This window comes from Candidatus Vallotia laricis, from assembly GCF_020541325.1.
Taxonomy (GTDB): domain Bacteria; phylum Pseudomonadota; class Gammaproteobacteria; order Burkholderiales; family Burkholderiaceae; genus Mycetohabitans; species Mycetohabitans laricis.
The window spans coordinates 198,220-219,089 of the sequence record NZ_CP047399.1; the positions used below are offsets into that span (position 1 = coordinate 198,220).

The 20,870-nt window shown below is 45.0% G+C and carries 12 protein-coding genes and 1 pseudogene; 7 read left to right on the forward strand and 6 right to left on the reverse strand.

Going from position 1 to position 20,870, the window contains the following annotated elements:
* Positions 1–221: 221 nt before the first annotated feature.
* A complete protein-coding gene (locus GKR41_RS00925; RefSeq protein WP_226810206.1) occupies positions 222–1,310 on the forward strand; it encodes a ribonucleotide-diphosphate reductase subunit beta in 1,089 nt (362 codons plus the stop codon).
* A 359-nt stretch (positions 1,311–1,669) separates the two neighbouring features.
* The gene (locus GKR41_RS00930; RefSeq protein WP_226809969.1) at positions 1,670–1,876 is read left to right on the forward strand and encodes a hypothetical protein; all 207 of its coding nucleotides are present in this window, start codon (positions 1,670–1,672) and stop codon (positions 1,874–1,876) included.
* Between the two features lie 451 nt (positions 1,877–2,327).
* Here the strand turns inward: GKR41_RS00930 and GKR41_RS00935 are convergent, their stop codons facing one another.
* The 4 genes from GKR41_RS00935 to accB all read right to left on the reverse strand — a co-directional run bounded on the left by GKR41_RS00935 (position 2,328) and on the right by accB (position 6,961).
* Positions 2,328–3,266 (reverse strand): carbohydrate kinase family protein, encoded by a 939-nt coding sequence (locus tag GKR41_RS00935; protein ID WP_226809971.1) that lies wholly within the window; start codon positions 3,264–3,266, stop codon positions 2,328–2,330.
* A 908-nt stretch (positions 3,267–4,174) separates the two neighbouring features.
* The gene (gene prmA, locus GKR41_RS00940; protein ID WP_226809972.1) at positions 4,175–5,107 is read right to left on the reverse strand and encodes a 50S ribosomal protein L11 methyltransferase; all 933 of its coding nucleotides are present in this window, start codon (positions 5,105–5,107) and stop codon (positions 4,175–4,177) included.
* Positions 5,108–5,131: 24 nt separating this feature from the next.
* The gene (gene accC, locus GKR41_RS00945; protein ID WP_226809974.1) at positions 5,132–6,478 is read right to left on the reverse strand and encodes an acetyl-CoA carboxylase biotin carboxylase subunit; all 1,347 of its coding nucleotides are present in this window, start codon (positions 6,476–6,478) and stop codon (positions 5,132–5,134) included.
* A 15-nt stretch (positions 6,479–6,493) separates the two neighbouring features.
* Positions 6,494–6,961, reverse strand: coding sequence for an acetyl-CoA carboxylase biotin carboxyl carrier protein (accB, locus tag GKR41_RS00950; protein WP_226809976.1), 468 nt, complete (start codon positions 6,959–6,961; stop codon positions 6,494–6,496).
* Between the two features lie 2,415 nt (positions 6,962–9,376).
* Here accB and GKR41_RS00955 point away from each other — a divergent pair.
* Together GKR41_RS00955 and pyrF are read left to right on the forward strand one after the other, a co-directional pair.
* Positions 9,377–11,359 carry a ribonuclease catalytic domain-containing protein gene (locus GKR41_RS00955; protein ID WP_226809978.1) on the forward strand — a complete coding sequence of 661 codons (1,983 nt, stop codon included), beginning with the start codon at positions 9,377–9,379 and terminating at the stop codon, positions 11,357–11,359.
* Positions 11,360–11,843: 484 nt separating this feature from the next.
* Complete coding sequence (pyrF, locus tag GKR41_RS00960) at positions 11,844–12,659, forward strand: orotidine-5'-phosphate decarboxylase (RefSeq protein WP_226810207.1); 816 nt, start codon at positions 11,844–11,846, stop codon at positions 12,657–12,659.
* 193 nt (positions 12,660–12,852) lie between these two features.
* On the opposite strand, the gene GKR41_RS00965 is transcribed toward pyrF, so the two are convergent.
* Both GKR41_RS00965 and thiL read right to left on the reverse strand, forming a co-directional pair.
* A complete protein-coding gene (locus GKR41_RS00965; RefSeq protein ID WP_226809979.1) occupies positions 12,853–13,422 on the reverse strand; it encodes a phosphatidylglycerophosphatase A family protein in 570 nt (189 codons plus the stop codon).
* Positions 13,412–14,437: a thiamine-phosphate kinase gene (thiL, locus tag GKR41_RS00970; RefSeq protein WP_226810208.1), complete on the reverse strand. Its 1,026-nt coding sequence runs from the start codon at positions 14,435–14,437 to the stop codon at positions 13,412–13,414. The genes GKR41_RS00965 and thiL overlap by 11 nt, the downstream gene beginning before the upstream one ends.
* Positions 14,438–14,600: 163 nt before the next feature.
* Between thiL and GKR41_RS00975 the strand changes: the two genes are divergently transcribed.
* The 3 genes and pseudogenes from GKR41_RS00975 to tkt all read left to right on the forward strand — a co-directional run bounded on the left by GKR41_RS00975 (position 14,601) and on the right by tkt (position 20,830).
* Complete coding sequence (locus tag GKR41_RS00975; protein ID WP_226809981.1) at positions 14,601–16,925, forward strand: NADP-dependent malic enzyme; 2,325 nt, start codon at positions 14,601–14,603, stop codon at positions 16,923–16,925.
* Positions 16,926–17,789: 864 nt separating this feature from the next.
* Positions 17,790–18,200, forward strand: a pseudogene (locus GKR41_RS00980) (barstar family protein); the annotation flags it as partial.
* A 596-nt stretch (positions 18,201–18,796) separates the two neighbouring features.
* A complete protein-coding gene (gene tkt / locus GKR41_RS00985; RefSeq protein WP_226809983.1) occupies positions 18,797–20,830 on the forward strand; it encodes a transketolase in 2,034 nt (677 codons plus the stop codon).
* The last annotated feature ends 40 nt before the right edge of the window (positions 20,831–20,870 follow it).

A 20,870-nucleotide genomic window follows, 5' to 3' on the forward strand; every position in this document is an offset into this window, starting at 1 on the left:
ATTAGGATGATATTATTTGTCAATAGACCTTTCATCGATAGTGCAAAGTTGCCACAACCCGATCTAAATTAATAGTGAAACCCATACCCAACTGGAATAACCAGATTGCCGACGAAATTTCTACGAATATTCCGCAACCCACAGTGCGAAAAAAGATAACTACCGGAGATGTAGAAGCGTCTATCGGGTACAAAGCGCAAGCTACTACTACGCCATCTGAGATGGCGATGGATGTTGCTAAGATCGATCGCATGATTGCGCCAGTTATCTTGTCCCCGGAACTCCTGCCCGGGGATCGCATAAATGCGACTGACAAGCGAATTATTAATGGTAAGACGGATGTGAATCAGCTTGTGCCGTTCAAGTATAAATGGGCGTGGGAAAAGTACCTCGCTGGCTGTGCAAACCACTGGATGCCACAGGAAATCGATATGTCTCGCGACATTGCGCTCTGGAAAAATCCAAGCGGGTTGACCGACGATGAGCGCCGCATTGTTAAGCGCAACTTAGGTTTTTTCGTCACAGCTGATTCACTTGCGGCTAACAATATCGTACTTGGCACATATCGTCACATTACTGCCCCCGAATGCCGTCAGTTCCTGCTACGCCAGGCATTCGAGGAGGCTATTCATACGCATGCATACCAATATATCGTAGAGTCGCTTGGCCTAGATGAGGGTGAAATCTTTAATGCGTACCGTGAGGTACCATCGATCCGTGCAAAAGATGAATTTTTGATTCCGTTTATATATACGCTAACCGACCCATCATTTAAAACTGGAACGCTTGCGTCAGATCGAGAGCTTCTAAAGTCCTTAATTGTTTTCGCATGCCTTATGGAAGGGCTGTTCTTCTATGTAGGATTCACACAAATACTAGGGTTGGGTCGACAGAATAAGATGACTGGTGCTGCTGAGCAGTACCAGTATATCCTGCGCGATGAGTCAATGCACTGCAACTTTGGTATCGACCTGATCAATCAAATAAAACTTGAAAATCCAGATTTGTGGACTCCGGCATTCTGTAAAGAGATTCGTGGCTTATTTAAGCATGCGGTCAGACTTGAGTGTCTATATGCAGAAGATACAATGCCGAACGGCGTACTAGGATTAAATGCTGGGATGTCTAAAAGTTACTTACGTTTTATCTGCAATCGCCGCTGCCAGCAGATCGGATTAGAACCATTGTTCCCAAGTGGGGAAAATCCATTTCCCTGGATGAGTGAGATGATTGATTTAAAAAAAGAGCGTAACTTTTTTGAGACACGAGTGTTTGAGTATCAGACTGGTGGTACCCTAAGTTGGGAGTAGTATACTGAGTTAGATTTAGTGTATATCGCGCCTAATAGCGGAAATATTTTTTATACGGTTGCTGTATATCGCATTCCATATAAATAGACGGTCAATAACACTATTTAACCTTGAGTAGCATTAGAAAACTAACTTCCAAAAAGTTTTGGACTAGTATAGCGCCTCAGGCTTAAATATTTCTGTGCTTGATGAGGATACAAGAGCTGTTTAGCTAAACTTATACCCAATTTCAGCATGAATTATTTTTGTCAATATGTAAATATTTAAAAAATAACTATTCAGTTGTTGCGTTTAAGGAAAGCTTCCGCGGGAAAAAGTGATAAGAGTTCTATAACTCTTTTAAATATAAAGGAAGAAAAATGCTCTCTTCAAAAAAAGTAATAAATAAAAAAAAATCGCTGCCGACTAAGAATATTACCGTAAAGAAGCCAGTACAGGTTAAAAAAACCCAACAGAGGAAAACTTCCTCTGTTGGGTTAATGCCAGTTATACAATCTAATACGACAGTGAGGACTGTGTTAAATCCAGCTGCAGCATGGCCATTCCCAACTGGAAGTCGTCCATAGTAGGATCGTCTAAAAATGAGATATCCTATACTGGGCTAAGATATTTCTTTTAGCACATCGCGCGTGTTCTGTTGTTTTACGGATGGCAACCGAGTGTGAACTGTTCATATAACATGCCTTGTTGGTTATTAATGCGCGATTCAGTGGTTGATGTTCTTGGGCGATATCGTGATTTTAGGCTGTTGGAGGTGTTAGTCTATTGGTAATAGACTAACACTATTGGCATATAAAACATCGTTTTTTGTCATTAGCAGTGATTTAATCAATAACATATACTGTTTATATAGCAGTGATTTTTAGTGTTTTTGTTTGCGCGCGTTGTAACTATAACGTATATAGATATTAGAGATCTAGCAGACATAAAATAGAAAGTGGGTTACAAGCGAGAGGAGTAAAAGAAACCATCAAGGTGATAAATACCTGTCTACTAATTAATACATTCAACTATCGATTATTCTAATCGATAGTTGAATGCGGCTTCGAAACGGTCAATAATTTCTATTCGACTTAATGCGTAAGTTTGCGGTCCTTGATGCTCAATTTTAATTGAGCCCATCAGGCTTGCTAAGCGCCCAGTAGTAGACCAATCTAGTCCGCTTTCAATACCATAGAGTAGGCCACTGCGAAAAGCATCACCACAACCAGTGGGTTCAACAATGCGTTCTGCGGGTACGACTGGAATAGCCTCTATACTGTTTCGGTGATAAATCACCGCTCCCAATGCGCCGCGTGTGATAATCAACGCATCTACGCGCTGTGCGATGTCAGCTATAGACCAACCCGTTTTTTTGCTCAAAAGCCTCGCCTCGAAATCATTGACCGAAACATAGGTCGCAAGTTCAATTATTTGGCACAACTGAGTACAATTTAGGATTGGCAGACCTTGGCTTGGATCAAACATAAACGGAATATCTGCTTTCGCGAATTGTTCCGCGTGCTCGTACATACCTTTTGCGCTATCTGGCGCGACAATCCCGAGCGTGATGTTTTGAGCGTCGCTAATATGATTTAGGTGACTTAATAACATAGCCCCAGGATAAAATACGGTGATTTGATTGTTTTCTAGGTCAGTTGTTATCATTGCTTGTGCCGTGTGCGTGTTAGGCAAAACACGCACACAATCACGACGTATACTTAGTGAGTCGAGTCGATCTAAATAGCACTGAGCGTCAATTTCGCCGACTGTTGCCATGATTAGCGGATCGCCCCCTAATAACTTGAGACCATATGCGATATTCCCAGCGCAGCCACCAAATGCACGGTGCATAGATGGAACAAGAAAGCTTACGTTTAGAATATGAATTTGGTCTGGTAAGATATGCTCACGAAAGTGTCCTTCGAACATCATGATATTGTCGTACGCAAGCGAACCACAGATTAGCGTAGCCACAGTGGTGATTCCTTATGATAGATTCAGTGCCGGATCGCTGATGTATGGGTGCGTACTGGCACCGGGTACAGATACGTTTGTCGATGCATAGCTCACCCCCCACCCCCCCTATTGATGGGCCTCCCACGCCAGGAACGGTATAGAGTTTATTCTATGTGCAACAGGTATTGCGCCGTAATTTGAAGCAAAATTTCCGATACTTGTTTATTGCGCTCTTATCCAGCCCAATAGGGGGGGGTATGTGTTATCAGTACAATTCTAAAGGGGTTATGTACACCTGGGTTGTCTAGCAAGTTTACTAGTTACAGAACGTTAGGCTGTTGTCATATTTTTCAATTGTGTCAAGCTTTACTACGAACTAAGCAAGTCTTAATTATCATTACAGCTTTCGTTCTGATTTATTGAACTAGCGTGTTTTATACGCTCCATTGTGATTCTAGAACTGGATACACGGATATAACTTAAGCAGTGTTACGGTACGGTTTTTGTGGTGGGGTTTGTTCTATTGCGGTGTTCTATCAATATTATTGACTGAATATAAATGAGCGCCTCTTCTGAGGCTATATTACTGCGAAGTAATTCGCGCAATAAATCATATAGTTAGAATAAGCGAGATAACTAGGGTGTGCACTTTTAAGGCCGTTATTAAAATAACGGCTCTCAGTAAATAGGCTTAGTGTCTCCCAGGTTAGACCATGATCTATTTACAATTCTGCCATCAATTAGTAATTAGAGCCATTCCGCCTCGCATCGTTAAAATAGCCTTATTATAATCATAATGCGCTAAGCTCTAGCACGATAATTGGCTGGTACGCTCTGGCAGGTGGTACTAAAGCCGAAAAGTGGTGGGTTAGTAGCGAACTCTAGGTTCGCAGATTACTATTGAACTCGCAAACCACGTACACCAGTTAATCTATTTGGCCTCTATCTGTAATGCTAATTAACTCTTTAGGCCGACACCCGGCTAAGCAAACCCACCCTTCCCGTTCGCACCATATGGAAAGATGTATATAACTTGCGTAGGCTGCCACGACTGCGTCTACCTGGCATGTTAGTATACCGGATAGTGCAAGTCTTCCTCCTGGCTTTACCTTAGAGGCTAGAATGGAAGCCATGAGTTTCAGCGGATTAGACAGTATATTAGCAACAACTATATCGAATTTGTTTGCTGGGCACTCATGGGGGAATTTATACGTGATCTCGACATGATTATGCTTACTGTTACGCTGAGTTAATTCAATCGCCTGTGGATCAATATCGACACCCACAACTGGTGAGGCACCACATTTGCATGCGAGTATCGACAGGATACCAGAGCCACATCCATAGTCGAGTAGAGAATTTCCAGCCTGAACGTGCTGCTCGATCCATTCCATGCATAAGCGCGTAGTCGGATGTCTTCCGGTACCAAAAGCGAGCCCCGGATCGAGTTTCAATACTACAGCGTCCTGCTTTGGCGCATCGTGCCATGTTGGCACAACCCAGATTTTCTGGCCAATATGGATTGGCTTTAAGTGAGTTTGTATTAGTTTAAGCCAATCTTGTTCGTGAACGTTGCGGGTAGTGAAAGCCGGCAGCATAGGCATTTCGGCCTTATTCGCAGCAGCTACTAATAAAATAGTGGGATCCTGCTTCGACCCTAGCATCGCAATCACCCGTGAGTGCATCCATACAACCTGACCCGATATGAGTCCGGATTCATCGAATAGCGCTTGTTCATACGGCGTTTCTGAATCTGCATCTTCGATGCAGACTGATAATACGCCAAGCTCGAGTAACGCGTCTGATAAGGACTCGGCGCTATTGCGATCAACTTCTACGACAACTTCGCGATAGCTCATGTCTATTGAGCCTATTTAGGGGACTTACTGCTTAGTGGCCAATTTATTTTCAAGATGATGAATGCTCGTACCACCCTGGATAAACTTGGCGTCTAGAATTAATTCCCGGTGCAATGGAATATTCGTCTGAATACCCTCGACCACCACTTCAGATAATGCAATACGCATCCGGTTAATCGCCTGTTCACGAGTTGTGCCGTACGCAATAATTTTCCCGATCATTGAATCATAGTTGGGCGGTACATAGTAACCATTATACGCATGTGAGTCTACTCGAATGCCTGGTCCACCTGGCGCGTGCCATGATGTGATTCGTCCTGGCGATGGTGTGAACTTGAATGGATCTTCCGCGTTGATTCGACATTCAATTGCATAACCGCGAAATGTAATATCACGTTGTCGTATCGATAGTTTTTCACCTGCAGCGATACGGATTTGCTCCTGAACAATATCTACGCCTGTGATTAGCTCGGTCACCGGGTGCTCAACCTGGATCCGAGTATTCATTTCAATAAAGTGAAATTCGTCATTCTCATACAGAAACTCAAACGTGCCAGCACCCAAGTAGCCCATTTTTTTGCATGCTTCAGCACAACGATTGCCAATCCGGTCGATGAACCTACGTGCGATATGAGGTGCTGGCGCTTCTTCGATTATTTTTTGATGGCGCCTCTGCATCGAGCAGTCGCGTTCACCAAGCCAGATTGCGCTTTTAAACGAGTCAGCTAGTACCTGGATCTCGATATGTCTAGGATTCTCCAGGAATTTTTCCATATAGACTTTAGGGTTATCGAAAGCGCGGGCTGCCTCTTCACGTGTCATGTTGACTGCGTTGACAAGTGCCGCTTCCGTATGTACGACTCGCATACCACGCCCACCACCACCGCCGGCAGCTTTGATAATAACTGGATAACCAATCGAGCGCGCAATCTTGATGATCTCTTTTGGGGCGTCTGGTAAAGCGCCTTCTGAACCCGGGACACACGGAACTCCCGTCTTAATCATTGTTTGTTTAGCACTCACTTTATCTCCCATGAGGCGGATGGTCTCGGGACGTGGTCCAATAAACGTGAAGCCAGATTGTTCAACCCGTTCCGCAAAATCAGCGTTCTCAGATAGGAAGCCATAGCCCGGATGAATCGCCTCAGCATCGGTTACTTCTGCTGCACTAATAAGTGCTGGCATGTTGAGATAGCTCAGGTTTGATGGGGCTGGACCAATGCAGACTGCTTCGTCAGCAAGGCGCACATACTTTGCTTCTTTATCGACCTCGGAATAAATAACAACCGTTTTAACCCTAAGTTCGCGGCATGCTCGCTGAATGCGCAATGCAATTTCTCCGCGATTAGCGATGAGTATTTTCTCAAACATTAGCAGAGTGACCTATTAGTCAATTACAAATAGAGGTTGACCATATTCAACAGCCTGGCCATTTTCAGCAAGGATTTCTTTGACCATGCCTGTCTTGTCGGATTCGATCTCGTTAAGTAGTTTCATGGCTTCAATAATGCAAACTATTTGGCCTGCTTTAATCGACTCACCTATTTGTACATATGAATCACCTCCTGGTGACGGTGCCCGGTAAAATGTGCCGACCATCGGTGAGGTAATCACATGATCCCGCGATAAAGTAATAGTATTTGAAACTGTGCCGGACTCAACTGACACAGCAGTATCTTGAATTCCGGTCGCTCCTATTATTTTCGGTGCAGCTGTATATTGTGCCTGGGGAAAATAGACCGGTGGTGCGTTCTTAACAATCCGGACTTTTCCTTCGTTTTCGGTGACTTCAAGTTCTGAGATGCTAGACTCGGATACTAGGTCGATCAAGGTTTTAAGTTTGCGTAGATCCATTCGGAGTCCCCAAATTTTATATGGCGCTCTGTCCATACCTAGAATGGTAAAAGTGTAGTTTTATGCGAAAAAAACATCAATGCGAACTCTCTTGGCGCTCCAGTGTGAAATCCAGCTTATAAAAGATCTTCATTAGTCAATTCTGCATCTCACGCTTTCTGCTAAGTCTGAAAAATACGACGCTGTGGGAAAGCCTCATATCAACGCATGTTTAGGCAAAGCAAAAGAAGTGTTGATTGCGTCAAAAATTGCAATACTGATATACCTAAAAGCAGTAGGCTGATTAGCATCAAGCTATCTTTTATCACGGAGCCGGGGTGACAGCTTATAATACTCTCGCCGTCATGATTGTGCCGGAGTCAATTCACCGTCCATGCAGGGGGTGGTTTTTCTCTACTAGTGCTAACCTGACTTGTGTGGGTATCATACTAACTACAAATAGCACAACTATAGATCGCGGTGCTGAGTAGATGTAGATAAGAGCCGCTTACGACTCGATGCGAAAACTTATGAGAGTTTTTTACTGCGAAATTGCGATTTTTTTGCTGCTGATATAAAGTATGAAGGCATCGAATTTTTTTGAGAAAACAGTCGGTAACTACGCAAACCCCCATAATTTTCTAAGAAATCATTCAGTTCAAGCAGCTTACGTGTTTACCTGATCGATTGCTATAACGAACAACAACCTACTATTTCGGTTGCTGAATTGTCGAATAAGTCTCTGATAGCCGAGGCCGCCGTCGGATGAGTTAATCGTTTATTATATGAGTGAGAATTACATGTGCTTTATTTTCAATTGAGACCAACATCCCGAAGCACACGCTTTAGTTTATATAACTGAGTTAAAATTGGGATGGTATGGATATACCCTCATATATGAAGGATGCACAGGAACACGCCACGAAGCTTACTGAGACAACTTGACTTCGATACTAGCTTCCTACCAAATTCAAGTGAATAAGCTAATTTGGGTAGGAGAAATCATTGCTCTCGCGAGCTATGGGCTTTTTTAGTATCTACTGCGTCTATTTACCCACATGAAGTACCAACCCAGATAGATACTATGTGCTCATTTTTTAGAAAATCTGCATAGATAGACAGATGGATACTAACCGCGTTACGTTGCTTACGACGCTAGTTAAGTAGCAATTTAAGTTATATGTAATATGTTATTTGGTTTAGTACGGTTTTGCGAAACCGCACTAGGTGCGATAGCTACATATTATTATGTAGCAATGACAGATATTCTGAGTATTTCTTTCTTAGCGGCTATTCAGCGGAAACTTTGCCACTGCTTTACCTAACTACCATTGCATAGAAATATATTTCTGTGGTTTACGAAAAATCCTGAAGGCTTGATTTCTTAATCTGTGATGCATTCTTTAATACTTAAGCGTTTTATCTGTTGAATACTGATTTTTAGGTGCTCTTGAGTTCAATTGTGTAAATTTCTCTAAAATAGCACGGATTTTATGTAATATTGATCACTAATTTTTTATCGACCGGTTCTTTCCATGCTTCCGCGCATTCTGAGCCGTCAGCGGGCGGTTAGCGTGAAGATTGATAGCTGGCGCTGCCAATTGATAAAGTGACTCCAATAGATAAACATTTTCTGTAAATGGTCTTACTTTACCACTTTCCTCCAAGTGACAAAGTAAGAGAATAAATGTGCTACTGTACTGAAAATTCTATTGTCTATCAAGCTGCGAAATGTGATGTAATTTCTCATATAAAGGCAAGCAAACCTATATTTTTTTTGATTAATGAGCACTTAAAAACAATAAAATTGTACATGATGAAGATGCAGTTTACAGCAAGCTTCAGTGAATTTAGTGAACACTGGCCTGGTATGCAACTGTAGTATGTCCTTACAAGAACAAGTATAAGTTTCGGTTTGGAGCCGAGTCGGGCGATTTTAATGCACTATAGTGTCCAAGTTGGACCCGGCGCTACATAAGATGATCACGCTAATCAAGCAACTCGTTTGGTGGCTTTATTCGGTGGCTTTAATGAGCACCTGTAGTAGATTGAGATATAGTGATTTACCTGATAGGTTTTTACCTATCTGCCTAAACATAATTAATTGATTATGATATCCAACTGATATTGGATATCAAAGTACCACTATGGGTGTATCTAGGCGGACAGTCGTTGTAGCATGAAGGGAGTCGATTATTTTCGAGCCGCACTCTCTCTATAGGTTATCGTGTGTTTCAGGTCTTCAGGTCGATTCGACCCCGCGACTTGCAAGGTATTATTTAATTTCGAGTTATTATTTAATCAGTAACTTTATAACGTAATTAAATAACGCCCTTAAGTTTTGTAGCATCTTCTGCCTACTAAGCGCTGACCTGTAGAGGAGTAGAACCAGGTCCTTAGACAGTGCATACGGCTTTTTTGTTTTGAGGGTGCTGAGTGAATGTTTTTTTTGAGGAATCCGGTGGCCTTAAGGTTGGAACGGTATTGAACCAACATGGTGATACGTTTCAGGTCGAGTTACTGAGTGGGCGTCGCGCTAAGGTTAAGAGTAAGGACGTGCTTATTGAGTTTAACAACCCGAGCGCCGCTGATCTAATTCAACAGGCTGATGCGGTATCAAAGGAAATCGATCTAGATTTCTTGTGGGAAATTTCTCCGTTAGATAAGTTCTTTTTCCTCGACCTAGCTAATGAGTATTTCGGTGGTACGCCAGATCCTGTGCAAAAGAGTGCACTAGTACTTTGCATGCATAGCTCGCCAATCTACTTCCGACGTAAGGGGCGAGGACAGTACCAGCGTGCGCCTGAAGAGCAGTTAAAAATGGCAATCATAGCGCTTGAGCGGCGGAGACAACAATCTCTTATCCAGCAGCGGTATGAGAATGAGCTAAAGGCCGGCAGACTACCCTCTGCTTTTGATGGAAAAGTGCTTAGTTTGCTCACGCGTGCAGATAAAAATTCGATTGAATACAAAGTGTTAGAGGCAGCTGCGCTGTCATTAGGTAAGTCAGCAGCGCAGCTGATGTTGGACGTCGGTGGTATCCAATCAGCACGCGAGTTGCACGAAGCGCAGTTCTTGTCTGAATATTTCCCACATGGTACTGGTTTCCCTGCATTGAACGTTAGTCCACTGCCAGAAGATCTAAGTGAGGCGATGGGCGTGCAAGCATTTTCCGTCGACGATATGTCTACCACCGAGATAGACGACGCTTTTTCAGTGCAACGTCTCTCAGGAAATCACGCTAGAATTGGGATTCATATCGCAGCACCTGCGCTAGGGATCGAGAACGGCGATGCTGTGGATATGATCGCCCGTGCTCGACTGTCAACAGTCTACATGCCGGGCAGAAAGATCACTATGTTGCCAGATAATTTCGTCGGAACATTTACCCTAAAGGAAGGTGGATTGCGGCCAGCGGTATCACTATACTTGATTATCGACACCTCTACACAGGATATCGTAATATCCGAGACGGTAGTTGAGCGCGTATATATTCTCAGTAATCTGCGACATAACGTGTTAGATGAGATTATTACTGAGCAAACGCTACAGGACGGTACCCACGACTACCCGCATAAGTATGAAATAGAGGTGCTCTGGCCTTTTGTTAAATCGCTTTACGAGCAACGTCAGAGAGCACGTATCGGCTACGGTCTTAGGCGCGAGGTACCGCACAATCTTGATTACAGCTTTCATATCTACGGCGAGCACGTTAACATTACACCACGTCGCCGCAGTTCGCCACTGAATCTAATCGTTGCTGAACTTGCAATTTTAGCTAACAGCCATTGGGGTGCGTTTCTACATGCATATGGTGTTCCGGGTATCTATCGCGCACAGCGCGCGTTCGGCCCGCATCGAACGAGAATGCAGACTACGCCAGCACCGCACGAAGGGCTGGGGGTTGTGCAGTATGCGTGGAGTACTTCACCGCTTCGTCGGTATGTTGACTTAGTTAATCAGTGGCAGATTTTAGCGTGTGTACAACATGGAATAACAGCAAAGTTAGCTGCTCCTTTCAAGCCGAAAGACGCAGAACTATACGCGATAGTTCGAAATTTTGACGAAACCTATGTAGCCTATGCTGACCATCAGCGGTGTATGGAACATTTTTGGTGTCTGCGCTGGCTAAAGCAAGAATGTCGGGACCGGGTAACAGCTACTGTCGTTAAAGACGACACTGTACGACTCGAGGAAGTACCGCTGCTTTTACACGTTCCAGGATTGGGGGTGCATGCTCGAGGAGTGCGTGTGCTAATCGAGGTAATAACGATTGATGAATTGCGTGTTGAGGCGTTATGCAGACTTATCAAGGTGCTAGATGTGCAGAGCATCACGTGTAGTGACGAGACGCATAAGAATATAGATGTCTCGTTAGACACGAATAGCGGAACCGCTGTGGAGGCGGCGGCGAGGTGATGAAATAATCTTTTCGTCCCATGCCTGTATCTAGAGACTTAAAAAGGTATTGTGACTGACTGCAGTCTGATTGGAGGTGCAGTTGATATTCTATTCTAGAATAGGCTTAAATGCAAGCTTATAGGTATATTACTCTGTCGGTCAAGAATTACTTAGCAGATAACGCATAACTTATTTATATCTCGCGATAAGATCTATCAGTGGGAATTTTCTTGATGCTTTAGTTAGCTTTAGTTAAATGAGGTAACGGCATTTATTATATACGGGTGACGGCGCATATATCTTTTAAGAAAAAAGTTCACACAAAATCTATGTCAATACATTGACGCTGGAATGAATGATGATAGCTAAAAACAGGATGATCAGTACTGCGAGATCTAGTGGGAACTGTAATTAGATATTCTGTCTTATGACAGAATATAATTCACCGTAGCAATACTATTTCTCGGGAAAAAACTTTTTATGATACTTTTTTGCAAACCTAATCATGTCTTTTATTACCACCCTTGAGGGCTCTTGGCAGCGCACACAATCATTGCTATGCGTTGGGCTTGACCCTGAGCCATCGCTCTTTCCACCGCATCTATCTGGCTATGATGATGCAATATTCATGTTCTGCCGCGATATCGTTGATGCCACTGCGCCATATGCTAGCTCATTTAAGCCGCAGATCGCCTATTTCTCTGCGCATAGAGCAGAAGATCAACTCGAGGCATTAATCGCGCATATTCACTTACGTCATCCGGGTCTGCCAGTAGTACTCGACGCTAAGCGTGGCGATATCGGTAGCACTGCCGAGCAGTATGCGCGTGAAGTATTTGAGCGATATCAAGCCGATGCAGTAACAGTCAATCCTTATATGGGGTTCGACTCGATTAAACCGTATATTGCGTATCAGGATAAGGGTGTAATGATTTTATGCCGAACGTCGAATCCAGGTGGCTCGGACTTGCAGCTTCTTAATATTGGGGGGAGACCTCTATATCAGCATATCGCGGCACTTGCTGCCGAGGAATGGAATACAAGCGGACAGCTTGGGCTCGTCGTAGGCGCAACTTTTTCAAAGGAAATTCATGCGGTCCGCCAGCTTGTCGATGTAATGCCACTACTGATCCCCGGAATTGGTGTGCAAGGCGGTAATATTAAGGCAGCAGTTAATGCGGGTCGCATAGCTAATGGCACTGGCATGATCATCAACTCGTCGCGCGCGATTTTATACGCTGGTAATGGTGAGGACTTCGCATGCTCTGCAGCTGATGCTGCATGCGACATGCGTAACACGATTAACGCTTACCGCTAACTAAGCTGACGGATTTCCAGTACTTTTTCGTACGATAGCTCAAGTATAATAGGCTACCTATTCTGATAGCGGATATGCTTATAGCCGCTATTACTCGACGACAACTGGAATGATAATCATAAGCTGCACGTTTCTCAAAACGTCAATATGTGTTTTTAGTAAAAGGAACTTTTAGTCAGCTAACCTCTCAATATTACTTAATATTGAGAGAGTGTACTAGCGTCATGACACTGAGCGTGAAGAGTGCCGCAATGATGTCATCGAACATGATGCCAAAACTACCCGATAACCTTCTATGAAAATAGCGGATTGGTGGTGGCTTAACTATGTCGAATAAGCGAAACACCAGAAAAGCGCCGAGTTGGTAAATACAGTTTGTGGGCATTACAAGTAGCATGACTACCCAAATTGCAACAATTTCGTCCCAAACTACAGCACCCGGATCTTTCTCGCCCATATGTCGTGCTGTGAAGCCGGTAAAACCGCACCCAGTGGCAAAGCTAATGGCAATCAGTACCCACCACTGCAGAACGCTTAGGTAAGGATTTAATACGATAAACAATATCCATCCAAATATAGTTCCTATTGTACCCGGAATTACCTGTGATAGTCCACTGCCAAAACCAAATGATAACACGTGTAAAGGATGGGACAACATGAATCGCATAGTAGCGCTTGAGCGTGGTTTTGCATCAGCATCGGACTGAATCACGAGCGCTCTGCGCGTCTGATATGGATTAGGGTGGGAGGAGTCATTCTTCATTGAAATGATCAAAACTGCGCCAGGTTGTGCTAATTGGAAATCCGGACCCATCGAACCAATGCGCTTTGTGCGCGTTAATCACGCTGGTATTGCCTTCGGCTGAGTCAGCAAGGTTGTGTATTGTACCTATCCGCGTAAGCGGCACGCCAATGCGTGGAATAAGTGCAAGCAGCGTGTCACGGCGACTGGGCGGCGCCGTGAAACATAGCTCGTAGTCATCACCACCTTCAACGGCGCATTGATATTGAATCGACAGGGGTTGCGCACGCAGTGTAGATGAGCGTGGCAGTGAGTCGACATCTACACGCGCCGCTACCTTAGAACGCTCTAAAATATGTGACAAATCTCCGGCTAACCCATCGGACAAATCAAGCGCCGCATGCGCAACACCTCTTAGCTCCATGCCGAGAGCAATACGCGGCTCTGGCATTTGAAGAGCATAACGTAATGCAGGTAATTCATCTGGAGCGAGCGGCCATTCGCCGCGCAGTGCACCTAGTGCTAGGCGCGCGTTACCCAGCTCGCCGGATACCCAGATATCATCGCCAGGCTGGGCAGCATCGCGGCGTAACGCTTGGCCACAGGGTACGTCACCAAACACGGTGATACAGATATTCAGGGGTCCCGCAGTAGTATCTCCGCCCACCAACTCGCAGCCATAGCGATCCGCTAGCGCGAATAAACCGTGCACAAATTCATCGAGCCAGTCCTGGCGTGACGCGCTTACATCCGGCAGTGCTAGTGCTAATGTGAACGCTCGTGGTTCAGCTCCCATAGCCGCTAGATCTGATAAGTTAACCGCTAACGCTTTATGTCCTAGTGTTTCTGGAGGGACGTCAGAGAAGAAATGGCATCCTTCGAGAAGCATATCGGTAGACACTGCCAATTCGTGATCTGGTCGCCCAGCAAGCAAAGCGCAATCGTCTCCAATTCCTAGTACGGCTGCATGGCGTGGTTGCCTTCGCTGAGCAGAATAGCGATCAATAAGGCTGAATTCAGATAAAAATGTCGGCATAATGCGGGACGAAGCTTGCATAATAAGGATGCGCACTACGTCGTGCGCGCCATAGTCGCATAGTATTGTCACTACTGCGGATATTGAAAGTACCCGTTGAGGGTTGGCTAGTAACGTTACAATGCGGCTAAACACGCATTCTAATCCGCACTGACAGACCATTATGTTGACATCAACCAATAGTAAGTTACGCGAAGCCGCGCTTGATTATCACGAATTCCCGACACCAGGGAAGATATCTATCATGCCCACTAAGCAGATTACTAATCAGCGCGACCTCGCCCTGGCCTATTCTCCAGGCGTCGCGGCTGCGTGCGAAGAGATCGTCGCCGATCCCCTCAACGTGTCGCGTTTCACTGCACGCAGTAATTTAGTAGGCGTAATATCGAACGGTACAGCCGTTCTCGGTCTAGGTGATATTGGCCCGCTTGCAGCTAAGCCGGTAATGGAAGGTAAAGCCGTACTTTTTAAAAAGTTTGCTGGTATCGATGTATTTGATATTGAACTAAATGAGAAAGACCCAAAAAAGCTGATCGAAGTCATTGCCTCTCTAGAGCCGACTTTCGGGGGTATTAACCTGGAGGATATTAAGGCACCCGATTGCTTTACAATCGAACGCGAGTGCCGTAAGCGAATGAAGATACCAGTATTTCATGACGATCAGCATGGTACCGCGATTGTAGTTGCTGCGGCCGTGACGAACGGGTTAAAGATCGTCGAAAAACTGATCGGCGAGGTGAAGGTTGTAGCTTCCGGAGCTGGTGCCGCGGCATTAGCATGCTTGAATTTACTACTTGATATGGGGCTAAAGCGCGAGAACATATTTGTTACAGATCTAGCTGGTGTTGTCTACGAAGGCCGCACAGAGCTAATGGATTCAGAAAAAGCGCTGTTTAAGCAGATCACCAATGCTCGCACATTATCCGATGTCATTGGTGGTGCGGACGTATTTCTTGGTTTGTCTGCCGCTGGCGTGCTCAAGCCAGATATGGTGAAGAAAATGGCGGCCCGTCCTCTGATCCTAGCGCTAGCTAATCCGACGCCCGAAATCTTACCGGAGGTTGCACTCCAGGTGCGTCCAGATGCAATTCTGGCAACTGGACGAGCAGATTATCCGAACCAAGTCAATAATGTTTTATGTTTTCCTTTCATTTTTCGTGGCGCACTTGATGCTGGTGCGACTACAATCACTAAAGAGATGGAAATAGCTGCAGTCAACGCGATTGCTGAACTAACACGCCAAGAGCAAAGCGATATTGTGACGACAGCATATGGGATCCAAGATATGACCTTTGGTCCCGAGTACCTGATTCCAAAACCGTTCGATCCAAGACTAATTATAAAAGTTGCACCAGCAGTAGTACAGGCTGCAATGAATTGTCGAGTCGCAACGCGGCCAATTGAAGATATGGAAGCTTACAAGCAACATCTTCAGAAATTCGTGTATCACAGCGGTACGGCGATGAAGCCAATTTTCCAAATCGCGCGAGGGATTAGTACGAACAATAAGCGCATTGTGTTCGCCGAGGGGGAGGAGGAGCGTATTCTACGAGCAGCACAAATTGTAGTGGATGAGCAGTTAGCTCAGCCTATCTTAATCGGCCGACCGGCTATAATCGAGCAACGTATTGCTCGCTACGGGCTGCGCCTTATAGCTGGGGAGGATTTCACGATCGTTAATACTAGCCACGATAAGCGTTATCGAGATTTCTGGCAGACATATTTTAATATGATGGCGCGCAAAGGCATGACGCGGCAGCTAGCAAAGGTCGAAATGCGGCGGAGAACAACGCTAATCGGCTCAATGCTATTGCTTAAGGGCGAAGCTGACGGGATGATCTGCGGCACGATTTCGACCACGCACCGGCACTTGCACTTTATCGACCAGGTTATTGGAAAGCGCGCGGGATGCTCTGTCTACGCGGCGATGAATTGCCTAGTGTTGCCAAGTAGACAGATCTTCCTTGTTGATACTCACGTAAATGTTGACCCAACTCCAGAAGAACTAGTCGAGATCACGTTAATGGCTGCTGATGAGGTGCGTCGTTTTGGTATTGAGCCGAAGATTGCTCTGTTGTCTCACTCTAATTTTGGTTCAAGCAACGCGCCAAGCGCTAAGAAGATGCGTGACACGCTAGCGTTACTGAAAAAACATGCACCACAATTACAGATCGATGGTGAAATGCATGGTGATGTCGCGCTCAATGCAGGTCGGTGCAAGTGCGATCTACCAGAGGTAATGCTTGATGGCGAAGCAAACCTGTTGATCCTACCTAATATTGATGCAGCTAATATTTCATATAATTTGCTTAAGACTACGGCAGGAAATAATATTGCAATCGGGCCAATTCTGCTAGGATCAGCAAAACCAGTGCACGTATTAACCGAGTCCGCGACTGTACGTCGCATCGTGAATATGACGGCGCTACTGGTTGCTGATGCGGCTGCAGCTAGCAACCAGTTTGAGAGCATAATAAACCGTGATTAGCGAGACTAGTTTGGTCACTACAGCGCGGCATATAACATATAGGAGCGTGCCCGTATCGGATCTAAATAAATAAAAGAATACATTAAAAAATGAGGTAATCAGTCTAGGATTTGTATGGAAACCTTTTTCTTATAATCCTGTGATTCGCGCAAAAAACAAAGTGTACTCTTATACCTTTAATCTCATTGCGTCCGGATGCTATAAAGGAAATATTCCGGACGCAATCTAATGCGTGATAATAGTGTCGATTAGCTAAATTTAGATGTCTGTATAGACACTTGAGTCACAATAGACTGCAAGCTTTATATTAAAAATGAGCCTAGCAGTTGTCTAACACCATTGATTATTAAGGTGATTCAGGATAACCTTAAATTATTAAATACCTCATTGTCTGTTTCTCGAACTGAGAAGCAGACAATGAGGTAGCAGTATTACGGTGTATTTTGTGACTATTCCGTTACTGTCCACCTAACTTGGTTCCAATAGCATGTGTAAGGCGCACAATATGCGTTGCCATTGCACTTGTTTCCAGCTTATCAGGCTCAGTAATATATTCGGTTTTCGAGTCAATCAGCACCCCGGGGTCAGCACTATAGTGCTATATAGTACACAGCAAAACGCCATGCAGATTCTCGTTGGGTAAAAATTGCCTGCGAAAGAGTACCGAATTATACCGGCAAATATTATTTCTATTTTACTAGTGACCATTACATATTTTTCAAATAAATTTGTGATAAGTAGTAACACGTATTCGCAAAGGGTCGTGAGTGTATTTTTATGCCAAACAATTACAGATTGTTTGGCAGCGTACTGCGCTAAAAAACGCTGAAGTGAGCAGCGCTGTATGTCGGCGCGCTGCTGCCTAATAGAGGGAACATGAGTCTTTTCAAGACGGTGCGCACGAACATCGTGCAATCGATCCGTGCGTTCCGTATGCCGGAGTTGGTTGGTGAAGCGGCCCGGTTGGGTCACCATTTCCTATATGCAAATTGTTCAGTTGCCAAGACGAAAGCGGAAGTGCTCGAATCAATTTCGACATCATTTTTTTTCCCGAAACAACTAGGAAAAAACTACGATGGACTATATGACTGTCTGACGAATGTTTTACACAAGGCAGGACCGCAACCTGGTTTCGTAATTGTTCTTGAGGGTTTGCCAGCAACACAGAAGTTCGATAAAGAAGCCCGGGAAACGTTGCTTGATGTATTTCGAGAAGCTGCTGAATTTTGGGGGGAACGGAGGATCCATTTCCGTGTGTTCTATTCGTTTTCCTAATTCTGATTTAGCTTGAATGCATACGATTATTAGTCAGTTACGCTAACTGAATTTTTATTGCTTAGTTATCACAGCGGTGACTGCTAGCGTAAAAGAGATAGTGAGCTAATCGTCTTATTGCGTAGCATCATGATTGACATAAACGTAGTTTTGCTAGATCGCCAGCACGGTTGCATTATTTACTATGCTTGATTCTCAAAGCAATATGTTTTGCTATTACAGACAATAAAAGATTGCCGCTTACGGGGCGCCGTAAGCTATAGACATTAGGTTGTATAAAGTTAGATATGACTGCGTCTTAGTATTCCGTCTATGCTGTAACGTCTCGGTCTATAAAAAATTTGCATACCCTGCAAGCGCGACTCTTGAGAAGGCGTATAGGGTATCCACATGTTTTGGGATTAGTGAGTGCTAGAGCACAAACATGAATATAGGTATAAATGCATTATCAGTACGCTATTGCTGTGTCTATCCGATTAGCCTTGATAAAACTGTCTGTTAAAATGATGTACTGTGCAGGAAAATTCTCATGATATGTCCCTATATAATCTCCTGCGCCCCGCGAGGCCTTGTTTTTTCCTGCGTCTAGACACGATATGACAACCCAGCCCCCTACAAAGACCAGCATGATGGCTAATGCAATCCGTGCGCTATCTATGGATGCTGTGCAGCAAGCAAATTCCGGCCATCCTGGAATGCCCATGGGAATGGCCGAAATTGCTGTAGCACTATGGCAACGTCATCTGCGACATAATCCAGTTAATCCGCATTGGGTAGACCGGGATCGGTTCGTTCTATCCAATGGACATGGGTCGATGTTGTTGTATGCGTTGCTACATCTAAGTGGCTATGATTTGCCGATGGACGAGTTGAAGCGTTTTAGGCAATTGCATTCGAGGACGCCGGGCCATCCAGAGGTAGGAATAACACCGGGTGTGGAGACGACTACTGGGCCATTAGGTCAGGGATTAGCTAATGCGGTAGGTATGGCGCTAGCAGAAGCGCTATTGGCGGCTGAATTTAATCAACCTGATGTGAAGATTGTTAACCATTACACGTATGTATTCGTCGGAGACGGATGCCTAATGGAGGGGATCTCGCATGAGGCCTGCTCGCTAGCAGGTACACTTGGGTTGTCGAAGCTGATTGTATTATATGACGATAATGGTATTTCGATTGATGGGGAGGTAAAGCATTGGTTTGCCGACGATACGCCAAAGCGCTTCGAAGCCTATGGATGGAATGTAATCCGTTCGGTCGATGGCCATGATGTAGAGGAAATTGATACAGTTATCCGTATCGCAAAGAAATCGAATAAACCAACGCTAATTTGTTGCCGTACAGTTATAGGTCGAGGGGCGCCAAACAAGGCTGGCAGTCACGGTGTACATGGCGCGCCACTAGGTGATATCGAGATTGCCGCAGCACGCCTAGCGATCGGTTGGGACACCGAGTCTTTTGTAATTCCTCCAGATGTTTATACATTGTGGAATGCAAAAAACGCAGGTGCTAAGGCTGAGTGTGAGTGGAATAGGAGCTTCGCTGTATATCGTTCGAAGTATCCAAAGCAGTCGGCCGAGTTTGAGCGTCGCATTGCTGGACGACTTCCTGCACATTGGGCCGATGCAGCACAGCAGCTAATTGCCGATGTCAACGAGCGAGCCGAAGCAGTCGCGACTCGTAAAGCGTCGCAGCAAGCAATCGAGGTGCTAGCTTCGGCGCTGCCAGAACTGCTTGGTGGTTCGGCTGATCTTGCTAGTTCAACTTTGACTTATTGGAAAGCCAGTAAGGCAGTACGCGCCCGCTGCGAAAGCAACCTAAAGCTGCTAGAATGGGGCAATCATGTCAATTATGGTGTGCGTGAGTTTTGCATGAGCGCTGCAATCAATGGTATTGCCCTGCATGGGGGCTACTTGCCTTTTGGAAGCACATTCCTAATCTTCTCAGATTACAGCCGAAACGCATTAAGGATGGCATCGATGATGAGAACTCGATCGATTTTTGTGTTTACACACGATTCGATCGGACTAGGCGAGGATGGCCCGACGCACCAGTCTATCGAGCACATATCGTGTCTTCGCCTAATCCCAAACATGGAGGTATGGCGCCCCGCTGACTCAGTAGAAACTGCGGTGGCTTGGACGCAGGCGGTCGAGCGTCACGGGCCATCATCGTTGATCTTTAGTCGGCAAAACCTAACATTCTTCCCGCGAACTCATGATCAGATCGCTTCAGTCGCGCGAGGCGGGTATGTATTACACGACTGGAATAACGATATCATGGCTCGTAAAGTGCTTCTAATCTCAACAGGTTCTGAGGTGGAACTCGCGATGAATTCCGTTAAGCCGCTCGCTCGCTTAGGCATTAGCACTCGTGTTGTATCAATGCCATCATCTACTGTATTTGACCGACAAGAGACTGAATGGCGCGAGCATGTACTGCCGCGTGGCGTGGCACGAGTAGCAATCGAGGCTGGTGTTACAGCGTTTTGGCATAAATACGTAGGAATCGAGGGTGGCGTCATTGGAATTAATACGTTTGGCGAATCGGCGCCTGCCGGCGTATTATTTAAGAATTTTGGTTTTACGATCGATAACATTATCAAAACTGTAAAGTCAGTATTAGATTAAGCTGAAGAAATATAAAGTGACGAGCGCGTGCCGCACGTAC

Coding starts and splice junctions, on each gene's coding strand:
- GKR41_RS00925 (WP_226810206.1), top strand. CDS start 222: ATGGCGATGGATGTTGCTAAGATCGATCGCATGATTGCGCCAGTTATC.
- GKR41_RS00930 (WP_226809969.1), top strand. CDS start 1,670: ATGCTCTCTTCAAAAAAAGTAATAAATAAAAAAAAATCGCTGCCGACT.
- prmA (WP_226809972.1), bottom strand. CDS start 5,107: ATGAGCTATCGCGAAGTTGTCGTAGAAGTTGATCGCAATAGCGCCGAG.
- accC (WP_226809974.1), bottom strand. CDS start 6,478: ATGTTTGAGAAAATACTCATCGCTAATCGCGGAGAAATTGCATTGCGC.
- accB (WP_226809976.1), bottom strand. CDS start 6,961: ATGGATCTACGCAAACTTAAAACCTTGATCGACCTAGTATCCGAGTCT.
- GKR41_RS00965 (WP_226809979.1), bottom strand. CDS start 13,422: ATGAAGAATGACTCCTCCCACCCTAATCCATATCAGACGCGCAGAGCG.
- thiL (WP_226810208.1), bottom strand. CDS start 14,437: ATGCCGACATTTTTATCTGAATTCAGCCTTATTGATCGCTATTCTGCT.
- GKR41_RS00975 (WP_226809981.1), top strand. CDS start 14,601: ATGTTGACATCAACCAATAGTAAGTTACGCGAAGCCGCGCTTGATTAT.
- tkt (WP_226809983.1), top strand. CDS start 18,797: ATGACAACCCAGCCCCCTACAAAGACCAGCATGATGGCTAATGCAATC.